The sequence below is a fragment of the Candidatus Deferrimicrobiaceae bacterium genome, assembly GCA_036504035.1.
Lineage (GTDB): Bacteria > Desulfobacterota > Deferrimicrobia > Deferrimicrobiales > Deferrimicrobiaceae > JANXPS01.
This window is the reverse complement of the sequence record DASXVV010000009.1, coordinates 1-18,943: the sequence shown is the minus strand read 5'-3', so window position 1 is coordinate 18,943 and position 18,943 is coordinate 1. Positions and strand designations below refer to the sequence as shown.

Annotated in this window: 10 protein-coding genes, 2 tRNA genes, 2 rRNA genes and 1 other RNA gene; all 15 read left to right on the top strand. The window is 59.0% G+C overall.

The genetic code is table 11. The features are described 5' to 3' along the window. The first annotated feature begins 13 nt into the window (after positions 1-13). Positions 14-2,860: a pyruvate, phosphate dikinase gene (gene ppdK / locus VGK27_05905; protein ID HEY3489636.1), complete on the top strand. Its 2,847-nt coding sequence runs from the start codon at positions 14-16 to the stop codon at positions 2,858-2,860. Between the two features lie 157 nt (positions 2,861-3,017). After that, complete coding sequence (gene smc, locus VGK27_05900; protein HEY3489635.1) at positions 3,018-6,605, top strand: chromosome segregation protein SMC; 3,588 nt, start codon at positions 3,018-3,020, stop codon at positions 6,603-6,605. Continuing rightward, on the top strand, positions 6,602-7,531 hold the full coding sequence (gene ftsY / locus VGK27_05895; GenBank protein HEY3489634.1) for a signal recognition particle-docking protein FtsY: 930 nt from the start codon (positions 6,602-6,604) through the stop codon (positions 7,529-7,531). Before smc ends, ftsY begins: the two co-directional genes overlap by 4 nt. After that, positions 7,532-9,148: a Na/Pi cotransporter family protein gene (locus tag VGK27_05890; protein ID HEY3489633.1), complete on the top strand. Its 1,617-nt coding sequence runs from the start codon at positions 7,532-7,534 to the stop codon at positions 9,146-9,148. 99 nt (positions 9,149-9,247) lie between these two features. Beyond that, entirely contained in the window at positions 9,248-9,472 is a 225-nt protein-coding gene (gene zapB, locus VGK27_05885) for a cell division protein ZapB (protein ID HEY3489632.1), read from the top strand. 31 nt (positions 9,473-9,503) lie between these two features. Beyond that, positions 9,504-9,788: a cell division protein ZapA gene (locus tag VGK27_05880; protein HEY3489631.1), complete on the top strand. Its 285-nt coding sequence runs from the start codon at positions 9,504-9,506 to the stop codon at positions 9,786-9,788. 14 nt (positions 9,789-9,802) lie between these two features. After that, a non-coding RNA gene (gene ssrS / locus VGK27_05875) (6S RNA) lies at positions 9,803-9,984 on the top strand. Between the two features lie 216 nt (positions 9,985-10,200). Further along, complete coding sequence (locus VGK27_05870; GenBank protein HEY3489630.1) at positions 10,201-10,809, top strand: 5-formyltetrahydrofolate cyclo-ligase; 609 nt, start codon at positions 10,201-10,203, stop codon at positions 10,807-10,809. 23 nt (positions 10,810-10,832) lie between these two features. After that, entirely contained in the window at positions 10,833-12,410 is a 1,578-nt protein-coding gene (rny, locus tag VGK27_05865) for a ribonuclease Y (protein HEY3489629.1), read from the top strand. A gap of 15 nt (positions 12,411-12,425) precedes the next feature. Beyond that, entirely contained in the window at positions 12,426-13,250 is an 825-nt protein-coding gene (locus VGK27_05860) for a TIGR00282 family metallophosphoesterase (GenBank protein ID HEY3489628.1), read from the top strand. Next, positions 13,226-14,431, top strand: coding sequence for a tyrosine--tRNA ligase (gene tyrS, locus VGK27_05855; GenBank protein ID HEY3489627.1), 1,206 nt, complete (start codon positions 13,226-13,228; stop codon positions 14,429-14,431). Before VGK27_05860 ends, tyrS begins: the two co-directional genes overlap by 25 nt. 353 nt (positions 14,432-14,784) lie before the next feature. Further along, positions 14,785-16,349: ribosomal RNA gene (locus VGK27_05850) — 16S ribosomal RNA — on the top strand. A 96-nt stretch (positions 16,350-16,445) separates the two neighbouring features. Beyond that, positions 16,446-16,522, top strand: a tRNA-Ile gene (locus tag VGK27_05845). A gap of 59 nt (positions 16,523-16,581) precedes the next feature. Then, positions 16,582-16,657, top strand: a tRNA-Ala gene (locus tag VGK27_05840). A 125-nt stretch (positions 16,658-16,782) separates the two neighbouring features. Further along, positions 16,783-18,943, top strand: a 23S ribosomal RNA gene (locus tag VGK27_05835); the annotation flags it as partial.

Here is an 18,943-nt window from a genome sequence, read left to right as displayed (position 1 = left end):
GGAGGAAAAACGGATGGCGAACAAACGCGTCTATTTCTTCGGCGGCGGCAAGGCCGAAGGAAACGGCGGAATGAAGGACCTACTCGGCGGCAAGGGAGCCGGTCTTGCCGAGATGACCAACCTTGACATTCCCGTTCCGCCCGGATTCACGATCGGCACAGAAGCATGTACCCTTTTCTACAAAAACCGCGGAAAGCTTCCGCCGGACCTGAAGAAGGAAGTCGCCACCCACCTGGCCCGTCTCGAGAAACAGATCGGCAAGAAGCTTGGCGATCCCAAGAATCCGCTTCTCGTCAGCGTCCGTTCGGGAGCCAAGTTCTCCATGCCCGGCATGATGGACACGATCCTCAACCTCGGCCTTAACGACAAGAGCGTGGTCGGGTTGGCCGACAAGACAAAGAACGAACGATTTGCCTACGACGCTTATCGCCGGTTCATCACGATGTTCTCGAACGTCGTGCTCGAGATCCCCAAGGAAGCCTTCGACGAGATTTTCGACGAAAAGAAGCGTGAGAGCGCTGCCGCTTTCGACGTCGACCTGTCTGCGGACGACCTCAAGGATATCTGCAAGTCGTTCAAGGCGCTCGTCAAGACCCGGCTCAAGAAAGAGTTCCCGCAGGATCCCGAGGTTCAGCTCGAGCTTGCCCGCGACGCGGTGTTCCGCTCCTGGAACAACGATCGCGCCAAGTATTATCGCAAGGCCAACAGCATCCCCGACGATATCGGCACCGCCGTCAACGTCCAGGCGATGGTTTTCGGCAACATGGGCAACGACTGCGCAACCGGCGTCGGCTTCACCCGGAACCCTTCCACAGGCGTCAAGGAATTCTACGGGGAATACCTTGTCAATGCCCAGGGCGAGGATGTCGTCGCGGGCATCCGCACGCCCAAGGTCATCGGCGATATGAAAAAGGACCTGCCGAAGGTTTTCGAGCAGCTCGTGAGGATCACCACGCGGCTCGAGAAGCATTACAAGGACGTGCAGGACTTCGAGTTCACCGTCGAGGGCAACAAGCTCTACATGCTCCAGACGCGCAACGGCAAGCGCACCGCCACGGCCGCCGTCAAGATCGCGACCGACATGGTCAATGAAAAGCTGATCACCAAGGAGGAGGCGCTCATGCGCCTCGAGCCGCAGCAGATCGACCAGCTGCTGCACCCGGTCATCGACCCGGCGGCCAAAGTCGCCGTGATCGCCAAGGGGCTTCCCGCGTCTCCCGGCGCCGCCACCGGTGCAGCCGTGTTCACCGCCGATCGGGCCGTCGAACTCGCGGCCGAAGGCAAGGCCGTTATCCTGGTCCGGAAGGAAACCTGCCCCGACGACATCCACGGGATGGACGTCTCGAGGGGGATATTGACCGCCCGCGGCGGGATGACCTCCCACGCGGCCGTCGTTGCGCGACAGATGGGCAAGACCTGCGTCGCCGGCTGCGAGACCATCGAAGTCGACGAAGCCGGGTGCCGGTTCACCGTCAACGGGAAGATCGTCCAGGAAGGCGATTTCATCACGCTCAACGGAAGCACGGGTGAAGTCATCATGGGGCAGGTGCCGTTGATCTCCCCCAAGATGACGGGAGCCTTCGGGACACTCATGTCCTGGGCCGACGGGATCCGCCGACTCAAGATCCGCGCCAATGCCGATACGCCCCGCGATGCCAAGGTCGCCCGCGAATTCGGCGCCGAGGGCATCGGATTGTGCCGGACCGAGCACATGTTCTTCGCCGAGGATCGCATCTCGATCATGCAGGAGATGATCCTCGCCCGCACCAAGGATGCGCGGGAGGCCGCACTGGCCAAGCTCCTGCCCATGCAACGGGAGGATTTCAAGGGGCTTTACCGGGTCATGAAGGGATACCCCGTGACCATCCGCCTGCTCGACCCGCCTCTGCACGAGTTCCTGCCCAAGCGCGAGGAGCTCATGCTGGAGGTCAACACGCTCAAGCTGACCCACGGCGACCGGTCGCTCATCAACGAGCGGAAACGTCTTCTCGAGCGGGTCGAAGAGCTCCACGAATTCAACCCGATGCTCGGCCTTCGCGGCTGCCGGCTCGGCATTTATTATCCCGAGATAACCCGGATGCAGGCGCGAGCGATCTTCGAGGCGGCGTGCGAGGTGGCCAAAGAAAAGATCACGGTCCACCCCGAGGTGATGATTCCGCTGGTCAGCATGGCTGCCGAGATGAAAGCCCAGAAGGAGATCGTCGTTCAGGTCGCCGAAGAGACAATGAAGCGGTACAAGCGATCCTTCCCGTTCACCGTGGGCACGATGATCGAGCTTCCCCGGGCAGCTGTAACCGCCGACGAGATCGCCAAGGAGGCCGAGTTTTTCTCTTTCGGCACCAACGACCTGACGCAGACGACCTTCGGCTTCTCGCGGGACGATTCCGGCAAGTTCATCCAGAACTACATGTTCCGCTCCGAAATGTGCCCCCAGTGCGGGAACAAGCTCGAAAAAGACCTTTCTTGCGCGACCTGCAAGATCATTTATGACCGTCGTCCAGAGAACATCCTCGAGAACGACGTCTTCGCGACGCTCGACCAGACCGGTGTCGGGGCGCTCATCAAGATGGGCGTCGAAAAGGGACGTGCAACACGGCCCAAGATGAAGATCGGCATCTGCGGTGAGCACGGCGGCGATCCCAAGTCCGTCGAGTTCTGCCACCGGGAGGGACTCGATTACGTTTCGTGCTCTCCGTACCGGGTCCCCATCGCGCGTCTTGCTGCCGCCCAAGCCGTTTTGCACGAAAGGGAAGCGGCCAAGGCAAAACCGCCTGCGGCCAAAGCCAAAGCGCCCGCTGCCAAGACAAAGGCGCCTGCGGCCAAAGCCAAGGCCAAGCCTGCCAAGGGCAGCAAAAAGTAACCGGGTTCCCTCTTGCAATGAAAGGGCGGCCCCGATTCGGGGCCGCCCTTTTTTGTCTTTACTTGCCCATCCCGGCACCATATATTGGGATGTTGCGAAAAACACCTACACTATGTTGATGTGCCCATAATTCCTTTGGAGTCTCCGTCCTTCTGCGATGAAACTACGAAAATTAGAAGTTCTCGGGTTCAAGTCTTTCTACGAAAAGACCGCTTTCACGTTTTCCGACGGCATCACGGCCATCGTCGGGCCCAACGGGTGCGGCAAATCGAACATCGTCGACGCCATCCGGTGGGTCCTTGGCGAGCACGCCGCCTCGCACCTGCGCAGCAAGGTCCTCCAGGACGTCATCTTCAAGGGCTCGGAAGCAGCGGGCCCCCTGGGCATGGCCGAGGTGACGCTGACCTTCGCCAACGACGACGGTCTCGCGCCCCCCGGGTACGAGTCCTATTCCGAGATCGAGGTCACCCGCCGGACCTTCCGTGATGGTGACAGCGAATTTTTCATCAACAAGGTCCCATGCCGCCTCAAGGACATCACCGAACTGTTCCTCGATACGGGTTCGGGAGCGCGCGGCTATGCGATCATCGAGCAAGGGAAGATCACCTCCATCGTCGAGGGCCGGCCCGAAGAGAAGCGGATGATCATCGAAGAGGCGGCCGGCGTCGCCAAATTCCGGATTCGCAAGCGGGAAGCCGAGCGGAAGATGGAAAGCACGCGCCAGAATCTTTCCCGGGTTCGCGACGTGACCGACGAAGTGCGCCGACAATTGGGAAGCCTCGAACGGCAGGTCAAGAAGGCCGAAAAGTTCAAGGTTCTCAAGGACGAGTTGCGCGTACTCGACGCCGAGATAGCCTCACGCCGCCGACATGGCTTTGTGGTCGATCTCGATCGAATCTCGAACGAACTCGCCAAGGCCGAGCAGTCGCTCGACATGATGCGATCCGGCTTGGCCTCGCATGAGACCGAGCGCGAAACCGAGCGGATTCGCCAATCCGAAGCCGAAACCGTCATGCGGACCCTCCAGGAATCTTATGCCGGGCTCAAGGAAGACATCGCCCGGAAGGAAGCAGAGTGGACGGGAAAAGGCCGGGAAGCGGCACTTCTGAAGCAGCAGATCGCCGATACAGCCGAAGAGATCCGTATCCTCGAGTCCGAAATCGCCGAGATGCAGGTCAGGCTTTCCGAAGCCGAAGCCGATGCCCGGCGACTGGGCGCCGGATTGCTCGAATGCCGCGAGCGTCGCGACGAGCTTTCGGGGGCGGCCGAGGATGCCCGGTCCGCCTACCAATCGACTAGCGGGCAATACGAACGTTCCCGATCCGATCTCGTGGTCCGGATCTCCAACTTCTCCAGCGCCCAATCCGGGGCCGAATCGCTCGGTGATCGAATCGCGCAAAATGACGACGCCCTTCGACGGATCGAGGACCGTGCCCGGGAAGCGGCACTCATCTCCGAGGCTGCCACACAGGATCACCTGGCGGCAACCGAGGCCGCTTCGCGTTCCCGCGAGGCGCTCGAGGTGGCCGAGGACTCATGGGAGGATGCCGGAAGGCGCCTGTCCGAAGAGATCTCTGTGCTTGAAGGCGTTGTGGTTTCCAGGCGCGAGGCCGATCGCCGCCTGCAGGCCTCTTCTTCGCGGCTGGAGGCGCTGGAAGAGCTGCATGGGCGTCGCGACTGGGCATCATCCGGAGTGCGCGCCGTGCTGGGCCATTTCTCGTCGTCGACCGATTCCGGGGCGACGGAAGGCGGCATCCAGGGCGTCATCGGAGAGCTGATCGACACGGAGCCCGTCTATGAAAAAGCCGTCGAGGCATTCCTTGGCGGCCGGATGCAATCCATCGTGGTCGACGGACACGAGGCGGCGCTTTCGGCTCTCGACTACCTGAAATCTTCCGCCGAAGGGCGCAGCGCTTTCGTTCCTGTCGGGCTTCGAACACGGAATTCAGGCAAATTCGAAGGGGCAGGCGACGGAATCGTCGCCGCCATGTCCGATGTCGTACGGGCGCCCGAGCATTGCAGCGGACTTGTTCGCGCGCTGGTAGGCGACACCCTGATCGTTCGTGACCTCGATCGCGCCTTGTCCCTCTGGAAGCAGTCCGGAGGATGGCACTCGTTCGTTACGCTCGACGGCGACGTGGTCGAAGCCGACGGCACGGTTGTGGGGGGCTCGACCGGATCGGTCGAAACGGGGGTTCTGGCACGGAAGCGCGAGATCCGCGACCTCGAGACGGAGATTGCTGCGCTTTCGGCCGATGTCACCCGATTGGCTGCCGACGAGGAAGCTTCCAGGAAGCGTCGCGCCGATCTCGAGATACTCCAGGAGGAATGCTTTCGCAACCGTGAATCCCGAAAGGCCGAAGTCTCAGCGGCCGAGCAGAAGCTGGCGGTCCTGGCCGAAGCGCTAAAGGCCGCGGTCGGAAAGGCCGAATCTCTCGGGCAGGAATCGGCTTACCTGCAAGGCGAACTGTCGCGCATGCGCGAGGATCTTGAGCAGCTTTACCAGGCGGCCCGCGAGTCGGAACAGGCCAAGGGAGAAGAGGAATCACGTGTCGCGGAGCTTGCGAAAGAGCTCGAGATGCGCCGGATGACGATGGACGAGACGCAGGTCGCCTTCCATTCGGCCGATAAGGAATGGGCCGCTCTCGAGCAGCAGGAGCGCGCTATCCGCGGCATTCTTTCGACACTCCGTGATTCCCTGGCTTCGAAGCAGACAACCATTGCCGATCGTCGACGTCGCGAATCCACGCATGCCGATCGGGTTGCCCTTCTCATTTCCGAGGCCGAATCCGATCGGATGACGATCGATAACGCAATGGTCGAACTTGATGAACGCCAAAACGCGATCGAACGGCACCAGACTGTGCTGGCCGAAATCACCGGCCGCGTCGAACTGCTCGAGCAGTCAAACAGGGAAACCCGCAGGCGTGAGGCCGATTGTCAGTCCGCGATCACCGATCTGCGCATCGCGGCGCAAAAAATCGAGAGCGATCTGTCCACGCTAGACGAGCTGTTTTATCAGCGTTACGAAGTCCATCCTGCCGATTTGCCCCCGCCCGCTACCGCAACCGACCCGGAGGCCGAAGAGACGATCTTCGGCGAGAAGGAAGGGCGTGCCGCCGACCTTCGCGCCCGAATGGCGGCGATCGGCGACGTGAACCTCGGCTCTCTCGAAGAGCACAAGGAACTCAGCGAGCGCTACACGTTCCTCCAGTCGCAAAAGGAAGACCTCGAGAAATCGCTCGACGACCTCGCCAAGGCTATCCAGCGGATCAATCGCACGACCCGGGAGCGTTTTCTCGAAACTTTCGAAAAGATCAACGAGACGCTCAAGACCGTCTTCCCCAAACTGTTCCTCGGGAACGGGCGGGCATTCCTCAAGCTGCTCGACGAGGAAAACTTGCTCGAATCCGGAGTCGAGCTTGTCGCGCAGCTTCCGGGCAAGACGCTTCTTCCGCTGGGCTCGCTTTCCGGTGGTGAGAAGAGCCTCGCCGGAGCGGCGCTCATCTTCGCGATCTTCCTCGTGAAGCCTTCGCCTTTCTGCCTGCTCGACGAGGCGGATGCCGCGCTCGATCCGGCCAATGTCGATCGGTTCAACGCGCTGATTCGGGAGATGTCGGCCAGCTACCAGTTCCTCATGATCACCCACGACAAGCGCACGATGGAGCTTGCCGATTTCCTCTACGGGATCACGATGGAGAAGCCCGGCATCTCGAAGGTCGTTTCCGTCAAGTTCGAGTCATGAGTAACGGCTCGTTCTTCTCACGCCTGAAGGCGGGGCTCTCCCGGACACGAGAGCTGCTTTCGATGAACGTCGGGGCGATCGCGCGGGGCATCGGCCCGATCGACGAAAAAGTCCTTTCCGAGCTCGAGGAGGCGCTGATCCTGTCCGATGCGGGGGCGTCTATCGCCGCCGAATACACCGAGGCGCTGCGGGCCCAATGGCGAAAGGGGTTGTTGCCTGACGTCCGGGCGCTTCGGGAAGCCCTCCGCAAGATGGTCGAGGATACGCTGGCGCCTTGTGCCGTCCCGATCCGGATAGAAAAGCCGGGTCCGTACGTTATCCTGGTTGTCGGCGTCAACGGCGCGGGGAAGACCACCACCATCGGAAAAGTGGCGGCCTTTTTCAAGGGGGAGGGGCATTCGGTTCTGGTGGCCGCCGGCGACACTTTCCGGGCTGCGGCCATCGAGCAGCTCAAGATCTGGGCCGATCGTGCGAAAGTCGATTTCGTCCAGCACAAGGAAGGGGCCGATTCTTCCGCCGTCGCATTCGACGCCGTGCGTGCCGGGCGTGCCCGGGGCATCGATGTCGTCATTATCGATACCGCCGGTCGGCTGCATACGAAGTCGAACCTTATGGACGAGATGAAGAAGGTCGTTCGGGTGATCGGCAAGGAAATCTCCGGCGCGCCGCAAGAAGTGCTTCTCGTTCTCGATGCGACGAGCGGGCAGAACGCGATCGCCCAGGCGAAGATCTTCGGCGAAGCAACCGGCGTGACCGGCATCGCCTTGACCAAGCTCGACGGAACCGCCAAGGGCGGCGTCGTACTGGCCGTGACCCGCGAGATCGGCATCCCGATCCGGTTCATCGGCGTCGGCGAAGCGATCGAGGATCTGCGTCCCTTCGATGCAGGAAAGTTTGCCGAAGCGCTCTGCCAACCCGGAGACTGAATGATCGATACCCTGTTTCTTCAGGTCCTCGGGGCGATCTGCATCCTTCTCTACGGCGTTCGGCTAACCGGCCAGGGATTCGAATTCGCCCTGGGGTCACACCTTCGGACCGCGCTTTCCGATCCGGCAAGCGGTCGGATCGGGTCATTCGCTGCAGGAGCGGCCGGAACCGTCCTGCTCCAGAGTTCGGGCGCGGTCGTTACCCTCCTGGTGTCGTTTTCCGAGATTGCAACCCTTCCGCTCGTTCAATCACTCGCAGTCATCCTGGGCGCCGACCTCGGGTCGACGCTCACAATCCAACTCTTGTCGTTCCGGATCTACCAGTTCGCCTTGCCCGTCATCTCGCTCGGAGTCCTGATTATCCTGACCGCCAGCAAGGCGCAGTTGAAGGCAGTTGGGCAGGGTGTACTCGGATTCGGGTTCATCCTGCTCGCGCTCCGGTTTCTCTCCGAGGCGGCATCGGGGATGGGGCAGATCGAAAGCCTCAGGTTCCTGATGTCGGACCTGGCGGAGGCGCCGCTGCTTGCGTTTGCCTGGGGAATCGGGTTGAGCGTCGTCTTCCAGAGCGGAACCGCCGTCATGATCCTGCTCATCGCTTTTGTCCAGAAGGGGATGCTAGGCCTCCCGGCTGTCCTCCCGCTGGTGCTCGGCGCTAACGTCGGCGCCGCTTCGATCGCATTCGTGGCGGCATCCGGGCTGGCGTCCGGAGGCAGGCGGATCGCCTGGGGGCATATGCTGATGAAGACGAGCGGCGCCCTGTTGTTCCTCCCGTTTTTTCCCGTCGCCAAGTTTATCCTGGTATCGGTCTCCTCCGATCCATCCCGCGTTGTCGCGAATGCCCACACCCTGTTCAACCTGATGCTCGCACTGGTTTATTTCCCGCTAGGGCCGATGCTTTCAAGATGGCTGACCCGATGGTTTCCCGACGAGAGCGCAACGGCTCCCCGGGGGCAGGCCGTCTATCTCGACACGGAACACCTTCCGGTCACGGGAGCGGCGCTGGGGCAAGCCGCGCGGGAGATCTTGCGGATGGCCGACATGGTTCAGGAGATGCTAGACCTGTCGGTCAAAGCGATTCATGGGCAGAGCGAGGAATTTTCCGAAAAAATCCGGCACATCGGGAACGACATCGAACTCCTGTCGCGAGAGATCAAGAAATTCCTCTCCCAACTCGGCGAGGGGGCTCTGGATCCCGACCAGACACGTCAGGCGGTCGCCTACATATCGATCGTCTCCGACCTCGAGACCATCGCCGATTCCATCGACAAGACGCTCGCCGAACATGTCAGTCGCATGGAAAAGAACAAGCAACGATTTTCGCCCGACGGCGAGAAAGAGCTCAGTGACTTTCTGCGCGATGTCGGCGCCATGTTCCGGGAGGCGATCTCGGCTTTCGTGACGCGCGATCGCAAGGCTGCCCAAAACGTCATCGAGCAGAAAAAACGGATCAGCAACAAGGAGCGCGAGCTTCGGCTTGCGCACATATTCCGGCTTCAAAAAGGCACCCCGGAATCGCTGGAAACCAGCGCCGCGCATCTTGACATCCTGGCGTCATGGAAGGTCATCGCGTCCCATGCGAAGTCGATCGCATACAATGTCCTCCAGATGCTGGATTAGCAGTGTGGGGCGCGTTGAGGCTGTTCGGCAGTCCCAAAAAGAGTTATCCTCATCTATCCATACCAGATGAAAACGTCCTGCAAGGAGAAGAAAATGATCGTGAGCGATGAAGCATTCGAACTGATCGAAAAACGGATCGGAGACCTCGCGACGCTCGTCAAGTCGCTTAAAACCGAAAAAGAGGCATTGTCGGCCCAGCTCGAAGCGAAGAACAGCGAGATCCAGGAGCTGGCTAGGAAGATCGCCGAGCTGAACCAGGAGAAGACCGACGTAAAGGGGCGGGTCGACAAGTTGCTCTCACGACTCGAAACCATTGAGATATAAAGCATACGCTGTATAATGGAAACAGCGTGATATGTCGAACCGGGTCGATTTGTGCATTGCCGGCTACACGCTGACCATCATGTCCGACCGTTCCCAGGACCATCTGGAGCGGTTGGGAGCGATGGTCAACGAAAGGGTCCAAGAAATCCAGAAGGGCGGCTCCACGACCAACTATCTCAACGTGATCCTTCTTGCGGCGATCACCATGGCCGATGAAGTTCTCGAGTTGAAGAAATTGGTCGAAAGCCGGAAGGGCCGGGATGAGGCGGCCGAAAAAAACCTTCTCGATGTATTGCAACAAGCGCTCGATCCATGATTTGATCAGGCAGGGAGCCCCTGCTGTGCCGGAGATCGGCGGGAGAGTTTGAGCCAACTCTCAAAGAACGGGATCTCTTCCGTGCGCCCTTGTGCATGCCCCCTCGAAGGGGAAGCCTGAAAGCGCCCGCAGAGAGCCCACCTGGTCAACACCAGGTTCAACTCAAACGCCGAAACCGCACTGGAGCAGGGGCTGCTCCGACCGGCCGGTTTTCACGGCTTCCAGGCCGTTAGATATAGATTCGGGCAACGGAACCGTCTTTAACGACGATCAGGCGAATAGTATTTTCTGAATTCGAATAGCTCTTTTTCCGCGATGGTTCGGCCTTGCGCCGGGTCCTGCGGTTCGCCGTTGTTCAGATGGCTTCGCTTCCCGTTGTATCCCCCGACGATGGTCAACAAGAAAGGTTCCGATGCCCGAAAATGGGCGTAAGGCGCTGCTTCGCAAGAAGATTGCCGCGAGCTGGCCGAAGTCGATCTCCGATCTCGATCTGGCCGAGCGGAGCCTCCGTGCACAGGCGCGATTGCTTGCCGTCTATCCGCCGAGGGCGGGAATGGCCGTGGCCCTTTACGCGGGGATGCCCGGCGAGGTCGGGACCCGCGTGATCGCGGAATCCGTCCGGGCCGAGGGCGGCTTGGTCTATTACCCCCGGATACTTCCCGACGGAGAGATGTCTTTCTTTCTTGTCGAAGGGGAGGGGGCGTTGGTCCGGGACAGGTTCGGTATACCCGCCCCCGATGGCAAACCGGAAAGGCGTTGCAAGGACGAGGGTTTCGACCTGGTCGTGGTTCCCGGTCTGGCGTTCGACGCTAGCGGGAATCGTCTTGGGCGAGGGGCCGGTTATTACGACAGGTTCCTTGCAAGGCCCGTCTCGAAAGAAGTTGTCGGGTTGGCTTTTTCCTGGCAGATCGTTCCCGAAGTTCCCCATGATCCGTGGGATGTTCTGATGGATGGCGTGGTGACCGAAGAACTCGTGATCAGAACGTCTTTTTCGGCCAATTCTCCACGCACTTGCAAATAGATGCTCCACCCAGGAGGTCTCAATTGAATATCGATATCAGTATTATTGCCATCGTTTTGCTGGCCGTGGTCGCCATTATCCTGGGTGTCATGGTCGTGTCGCTCAGAGCCAGGAACCGGATCAACGAGAATAACGCGGTAGTCGAATCCTCCAAGGCAGAGGAGCTGCTGCAGAACGCCCGTAAGGAAGCCGAGAACATCGTCAAGGAAGCGGCGCTTCAGGCCAAGGATCACCAGCTCCAGATGAAGCTCGACTTCGAGCGTGAGACCCGCGACCGGAAAAACGAGATCGGGCAACTCGAGAAACGGCTCCTCCAAAAGGAAGACCAGCTCGACCGCAAGACGGAAGCGCTCGAAACCCGGTCCGCCGATTACACGCGCAAGGAGCAGGAGCTCTCCGAAAAGACCCGCGACCTCGAAAAGGGGCAGGCCGATGTCAAGGAAGCCATGGGTCGGGCCAACGAAAATCTCGAGCGGATCGCAGGTATCAGCGCAGAGCAGGCGAAGGCCGAGCTCGTCGAGCAGGTTTCCAGCGAGGCGCGCCTTGAGGCTGGACGGAAGATTCGTGTGATGGACGACGAGTTCAAGGAAGAAGCCCTCCAGAAGGCCCGAAAGATAATCGCCATGTCGGTCCAGCGGTATGCGGCCGATTACGTGGCCGAGCATGTCGTAACGGCGGTTCCTCTCCCCTCCGAAGAAATGAAGGGGCGCATCATCGGCCGGGAAGGGAGAAATATCCGGGCATTCGAGGCGGCCACGGGCATCGATATCATCATCGACGATACGCCCGAAGCGGTCATTCTCTCCGGGTTCAATCCCGTACGGCGCGAAGTCGCCCGGATTGCGCTGTCGCGCCTCGTCCAGGACGGACGGATTCATCCGGCCCGCATCGAGGAGACGGTCGAGAAAGTCACCAAGGAAGTCGAGGAGACGGTTCGGGAGTCCGGCGAGCAGGCACTCTTCGATCTCGGCCTTCACGGGATCCACCCGGAGCTTGTCAAGCTGATCGGGAAGCTGAAATACCGCACTTCCTACGGGCAGAACATCTACACCCACTCGATGGAAGTGGCGTTCCTGTGCGGGATGATCGCTTCAGAGCTCGGGCTCAACCCAAAGATCGCCAAGCGCGCCGGCCTTCTCCACGATATCGGCAAAGCGGTCGACCACGAGGTCGAGGGGCCGCATGCGCTGATCGGTGCCGACCTGGCAAAGAAGTACGGCGAGGCGCCCCGGATCGTTCACGCGATCGCCGCCCACCACGAGGACGAGTCTCCCAACGACATCATGCCGATTCTGGTCCAGGCAGCCGACGCACTTTCCGGCGCCCGGCCCGGCGCCAGGCGCGAAATGCTGGCGAACTACCTCAAGCGTCTCGAGGACCTCGAACGGATCGCCAAGTCATTCCCCGGCGTCGAAAAGTCCTACGCGATCCAGGCAGGCCGCGAGGTTCGAATTATCGTCGACTATCAGAAGATCACCGACGACGCGGCCACGATGCTGGCACGCGACATCGCGCGCAAAGTCGAGTCCGAGCTGTCATATCCCGGCCAGATCCGCGTGACCGTCATTCGCGAGACGCGTGCCGTCGATTACGCGAAGTAGCCGGGGATAACGGAGGTGTGGGTTCTATTTCTGGGAGATGTAGTCGGGGAGCCGGGTCGCAAGGGCGTCCGTGAGTTTCTGGCCAGGCTTCCAGCCCGTCGCGATGTCGACCTCGTCATTGCCAATGGCGAGAACGCGGCCTCCGGAAATGGCGTGACGGCTTCCGTTCTGCGGGAGCTGTTTTCTGCGGGGATCGATGTCCTGACCGGGGGCAACCACATATGGGACAAGAAGGAAGGCGTCCCGTTCGTCCGCGATGATGAGCGGATCCTGCGCCCGGCCAACTATCCTCCGGGGGTTGATGGGCGCGGATGGGCGGTTTACAGAGGCCGCAGCGGGAGGGAGTACGCGGTCGTCTCCCTCATCGGACGCGTTTTCATGGGAACTTACGACTGTCCCTTCCGCTGGATCGAAGAATCGCTTCCGGCCATCGGCAAGGTCGGGCGTCCCATCATTGTCGATTTCCACGCCGAGGCGACATCCGAAAAACGGGCGATGGGATTCCATCTCGATGGAAGGGTGTCGGCGGTCCTGGGGACGCATACGCACGTCCGAACGGCCGATGCTCAGCTCCTTCCTCGGGGAACGGCATATATCACTGATGCGGGCATGTGCGGGCCCGGCCAATCGGTCATCGGCGTATCCCCCGATATCGTGCTCCGGCGTTTCCTGACCCAGTTGCCCACCCGGTTCGAAACCGCGGCAGGGGAGCCCGAAGTCTCGGGTGTATTCCTTGAAATCGACGCCGTCGACGGAAGATGTCTCGGGATCGAATCGTTTACGATGAGCGAAACGCAGATGAGGAGCGCGGACGCATGGAAGATCTTCTCAAGGCCCTGAAGCGCGGCACGGTCGAAGTCATCGACGACGCCGAGCTGGCGCGCAAGCTCGAAAAATCCTCCCGCACGGGGAAACCGCTACGGATCAAGGCGGGTTTCGATCCCACTGCCCCCGACCTTCACCTTGGGCATACCGTCCTGATACAGAAGCTGAAGCATTTCCAGGACGCAGGACATCAGGTGATCTTCCTGATCGGCGATTTCACGGGAATGATCGGCGACCCCACCGGCAAGTCCGAAACGCGTAAGGCGCTGACGCGCGAGGACGTCCTTCGCAACGCCGAGACCTATAAGGAACAGATCTTCAAGATCCTGGATCCCCGAAAGACCGAGGTCCGGTTCAACTCCGAATGGCTCTCGCCGATGAAGATCGACGACGTCGTGCGGCTCACGGCGCAAATGACTGTTGCCCGTATGCTCGAACGCGACGATTTCCGGAAAAGGTTCGAGGGTGGGAAGCCGATCTCCATCCACGAATTCCTGTATCCCCTCCTTCAGGGATACGATTCGGTCGCGCTTGAGGCCGACGTCGAATTCGGCGGGACCGACCAGAAATTCAACCTGCTGGTCGGCAGGGATCTCCAGCGAGCGCATGGCCTCGAACCCCAGGTCGTCATGATGACGCCTCTTTTGGAGGGGCTGGACGGCGTCAACAAGATGAGCAAGAGCCTCGGCAACTATATAGGGATCACCGAGCCGCCCGACCAGATCTTCGGCAAGGTCATGTCCATCTCCGATGCGCTGATGGTCCGCTATTACGAGCTGCTGTCGGACATTGGGATCGACGAGTTCGAGTCACTCAAGAACGGACTGGCCGACGGGTCCCTCCACCCAATGGAGAAGAAGGTCGCTCTGGCGCGTGAGATCGTCTGCAGGTTCCACGGCCCGGCGGCGGCCGATGCCGCGATCGAAGGATTCCGGGGGCGGTTCACCAGGAAAGAGTTCCCCGATGACGCAAGACGGGTCGATGGGGCTTCCTTTCCCCGGCTGATCGACATGGCAACCGCGGTTTCGCTGGTGTCTTCCACGTTCACTACGAAGTCGGCTGCGAGACGCCTGATCGTGGGCGGAGGACTCGAAGTCAACGGGGAAAAGATCGTCGACCCGGGTCAAGTCCTCGACAACAAAGGAGATATTCGCATGAAGATCGGGAAGAAGGAGTTCGCGATCGTTACGTTTTGAATAAAATTTGGGTTCGAGTAATTTTATGCTTGCAATAGAGACAGGTTTCAAATAAGATAGTCGGTCTTTGGTCGATAGCACTTCTGCTCTCTAAAAAATGTTTCCCGAATGCGATTTTTAGGCTTGCAAATGGTTTCCGGGTTTGGTAACATTCCCTTTCTTCGCGAAACGGCGAACCCCGAAACAAGCAAAAATAAAAATCGGGAAACGAAGTTTTTGGTTGACAACGGATTCGGTCTTTCGTATATTAGATAGCCCGCCCGCAAGAGGGGCGAACAGTTGGATCTTTGAAAACTGAACAGGGAATGCGAATCGCGTAACAAGGAATCTCTTCATTATTGTTTTATCGTTATCAAGTGGAGAGTTTGATCCTGGCTCAGAACGAACGCTGGCGGCGTGCTTAACACATGCAAGTCGAACGCGAAAGGGGGGCTTGCTCCCTGAGTAGAGTGGCGCACGGGTGAGTAACGCGTGGGTAACCTACCCTAATGTGGGGGATAACTATCCGAAAGGGTGGCTAATACCGCATGAGACCACGGAGTCTTCGGGCTCTGAGGCCAAAGATTGCATCGGCTTGCCGATGCCGTCGCAATAGGATGGGCCCGCGTACGATTAGCTAGTTGGTGAGGTAATGGCTCACCAAGGCTACGATCGTTAGCTGGTCTGAGAGGATGACCAGCCACACTGGAACTGGAACACGGTCCAGACTCCTACGGGAGGCAGCAGTGAGGAATATTGCGCAATGGGGGAAACCCTGACGCAGCAACGCCGCGTGGGTGAAGAAGGCCTTCGGGTCGTAAAGCCCTTTCGGACGGGACGAACGTCTTGCGGGGAAACTCGTGAGGCTTGACGGTACCGTAAGAAGAAGCACCGGCTAACCCCGTGCCAGCAGCCGCGGTAATACGGGGGGTGCAAGCGTTGTTCGGAATTACTGGGCGTAAAGCGCGTGTAGGCGGCCCTGCAAGTCAGATGTGAAAGCCCTCGGCTTAACCGGGGAAGTGCATCTGATACTGCTTGGCTTGAGTACTGGAGAGGAAGGCGGAATTCCCAGTGTAGAGGTGAAATTCGTAGATATTGGGAGGAACACCGGTGGCGAAAGCGGCCTTCTGGACAGATACTGACGCTGAGACGCGAAAGCGTGGGGAGCAAACAGGATTAGATACCCTGGTAGTCCACGCTGTAAACGATGGGCACTAGGTGTGGGGGGTATCCACTCCTCCCGTGCCGCAGCTAACGCATTAAGTGCCCCGCCTGGGGAGTACGGCCGCAAGGTTAAAACTCAAAGGAATTGACGGGGGCCCGCACAAGCGGTGGAGCATGTGGTTTAATTCGACGCAACGCGAAGAACCTTACCTGGGCTTGACATCCCTGGAACCTCCTGGAAACAGGAGGGTGCTGCCTTCGGGTAGAGCCAGGAGACAGGTGCTGCATGGCTGTCGTCAGCTCGTGTCGTGAGATGTTGGGTTAAGTCCCGCAACGAGCGCAACCCTTGTCTTTAGTTGCCAGCATTCAGTTGGGCACTCTAAAGAGACTGCCGGTGTTAAACCGGAGGAAGGTGGGGATGACGTCAAGTCCTCATGGCCTTTATGTCCAGGGCTACACACGTGCTACAATGGCCGGTACAAAGGGCTGCAATCCCGCGAGGGGGAGCGAATCCCAAAAAGCCGGCCCCAGTTCGGATTGGAGTCTGCAACTCGACTCCATGAAGTCGGAATCGCTAGTAATCGCAGATCAGCAGGCTGCGGTGAATACGTTCCCGGGCCTTGTACACACCGCCCGTCACACCACGAAAGCTGGCTGTACCAGAAGCCGCCGGGCTAACCCGCAAGGGATGTAGGCGTCTAAGGTATGGTCAGTGATTGGGGTGAAGTCGTAACAAGGTAGCCGTAGGGGAACCTGCGGCTGGATCACCTCCTTTCTAAGGAGTACATATTCAGGTTGGTCTCGACCGCCTGCGTATGCACGGAGATTTCTTAACGCGATTCCTTCCCTGTTCAGTTTTGAAAGATTCAGCGGGCCTATAGCTCAGCTGGCTAGAGCGCACGCCTGATAAGCGTGAGGTCGGTAGTTCAAGCCTACCTAGGCCCACCACGCAAACAACGGCGGTCTGGCAAGTAAGATTGGATCGCATCGTTCTATGATAGTGTACCGGGGGTGTAGCTCAGTTGGGAGAGCGCCTGGTTTGCAACCAGGAGGTCATCGGTTCAATCCCGTTCACCTCCACCATCCTTCGCGACTTTGCGAAGCCGAAAATGATTGTCTGATTTCCTGATATAGCCCTGAAATATTGGGGCGGTTCTTTGAAAACCGATTCTGAATGCGTTCGTTTTTTCTTTCATGCGCTGAGTAGTGGTCAAGCGAATAAGGGCGCACGGTGGATGCCCTGGCTTCAGGAGGCGATGAAGGACGTGGCAGGCTGCGATAAGCCTCGGTGAGCCGCCTAACAGGCTTTGACCCGAGGATTTCCGAATGGGGAAACCCACTGCGGTAAACCCGCAGTATCCAATACTGAATACATAGGTGTTGGAGGCGAACGAGGGGAACTGAAACATCTAAGTACCCTCAGGAAGAGACATCAATTGAGATTCCCCTAGTAGTGGCGAGCGAACGGGGATCAGCCCAAACCCGGTTTATGTCAAGCCCACAAGCGTTGTAGGCCGGGGGTTGTGGGGCCGTTATAGGTGGATTTGTGGATCCGCCGGGAAGTTACAAATCGTATCCGTAGTCGAAGCGGCTGGAAAGCCGCCCAATACAGGGTGATAGGCCCGTAGACGAAACGGATTGCGACTTCCTTTAATGGTTCCCAAGTACCGCGGGGCACGAGAAACCCCGCGGGAATCCGGGAGGACCATCTTCCAAGGCTAAATACTACCTGAAGACCGATAGTGCACTAGTACCGTGAGGGAAAGGTGAAAAGAACCCCAGCGAGGGGAGTGAAATAGAACCTGAAACCGTGTGCCTACAAACAGTGGTAGCCCTATGCTGGCGGCTTGCCGTCAGCAGGGTGACCGCGTGCCTTTTGCATAATGAGTCAGCGAGTTACCTTACGTGGCAAGGTTAAGCCGATAGGTGGAGCCGTAGCGAAAGCGAGTCCGAAATGGGCGAAATAGTCGCGTGGGGTAGACCCGAAACCAGGTGATCTACCCATGGCCAGGATGAAGCAGGTGTAAAAACCTGTGGAGGTCCGAACCGGTGTTGGTTGAAAACAGCTCGGATGAGCTGTGGGTAGGGGTGAAAGGCTAATCAAACCTGGAAATAGCTGGTTCTCCCCGAAATATATTTAGGTATAGCCTCGGGGCATTCAGTAACGGGGGTAGAGCACTGAATGGGCTAGGGGACCTACCAGTCTACCAAACCCAATCAAACTCCGAATACCGTTAACTGCTATCCCGGGAGTCAGTCTACGGGCGATAAGGTCCGTGGTCGAGAGGGAAACAACCCAGATCGCCAGCTAAGGTCCCAAAATATGTGCTAAGTGGTAAAGGATGTGGGAACGCTAAGACAGCCAGGAGGTTGGCTTAGAAGCAGCCACCCTTTAAAGAAAGCGTAACAGCTCACTGGTCGAGTGGGCCCGCGCCGAAAATTCAACGGGGCTCAAGCACATTACCGAAGCTGCGGGTGGATCGCGCAAGCGATTCGCGGTAGGGGAGCGTTCCATCGTAGGTCGAAGGCAGACCGTAAGGACTGCTGGACGAAATGGAAGTGCTTATGCTGACACGAGTAGCGATAAAGCGGGTGAAAAACCTGCTCGCCGTAAGCGTAAGGTTTCCTGGGGAAGGTTAATCCGCCCAGGGTTAGTCGGATCCTAAGGCGAGGCCTAAAGGCGTAGCCGATGGCAAACAGGTTAATATTCCTGTACCACCATACCCGCGTTACCACCGAAGGGGGGACGCAGAAGGGTAGACGAGCCAGCTGACGGATGTGCTGGTCTAAGCCTGTAGGGGGATATCCTAGGCAAATCCGGGATATCGTTAACTCCGAGAGGTGATGGGGATGGGCTTCAAGCCCAATAAACTCGTTAATCCCACGCTGCCGAGAAAAGCCTCGTAGGGAGTTGGTGTGGTGTCCGTACCGTAAACCGACACAGGTACGCAAGGAGAATATCCTAAGGCGCTCGAGTGATTCCTCGTTAAGGAACTCGGCCAATTTGCCCCGTAACTTCGGGATAAGGGGCGCCTTTTGTGGTGATGGGGTTTACCCCCGCAGCCACGGAAGGCCGCAGAGAAATGGCCGCGGCGACTGTTTACTAAAAACACAGGGCTCTGCAAAGTCGTTAAGACGACGTATAGGGCCTGACGCCTGCCCGGTGCCGGAAGGTTAAGGGGCGATGTCAGGGGGGGCAACCCTCCGAAGCTTCAAACCGAAGCCCCGGTAAACGGCGGCCGTAACTATAACGGTCCTAAGGTAGCGAAATTCCTTGTCGGGTAAGTTCCGACCTGCACGAATGGCGTAACGATTTCCGCGCTGTCTCAACCAGTGGCTCAGCGAAATTGAATTCTCGGTGAAGATGCC

Coding starts and splice junctions, on each gene's coding strand:
- ppdK (HEY3489636.1), top strand. CDS start 14: ATGGCGAACAAACGCGTCTATTTCTTCGGCGGCGGCAAGGCCGAAGGA.
- smc (HEY3489635.1), top strand. CDS start 3,018: ATGAAACTACGAAAATTAGAAGTTCTCGGGTTCAAGTCTTTCTACGAA.
- ftsY (HEY3489634.1), top strand. CDS start 6,602: ATGAGTAACGGCTCGTTCTTCTCACGCCTGAAGGCGGGGCTCTCCCGG.
- VGK27_05890 (HEY3489633.1), top strand. CDS start 7,532: ATGATCGATACCCTGTTTCTTCAGGTCCTCGGGGCGATCTGCATCCTT.
- VGK27_05880 (HEY3489631.1), top strand. CDS start 9,504: ATGTCGAACCGGGTCGATTTGTGCATTGCCGGCTACACGCTGACCATC.
- VGK27_05870 (HEY3489630.1), top strand. CDS start 10,201: ATGCCCGAAAATGGGCGTAAGGCGCTGCTTCGCAAGAAGATTGCCGCG.
- tyrS (HEY3489627.1), top strand. CDS start 13,226: ATGGAAGATCTTCTCAAGGCCCTGAAGCGCGGCACGGTCGAAGTCATC.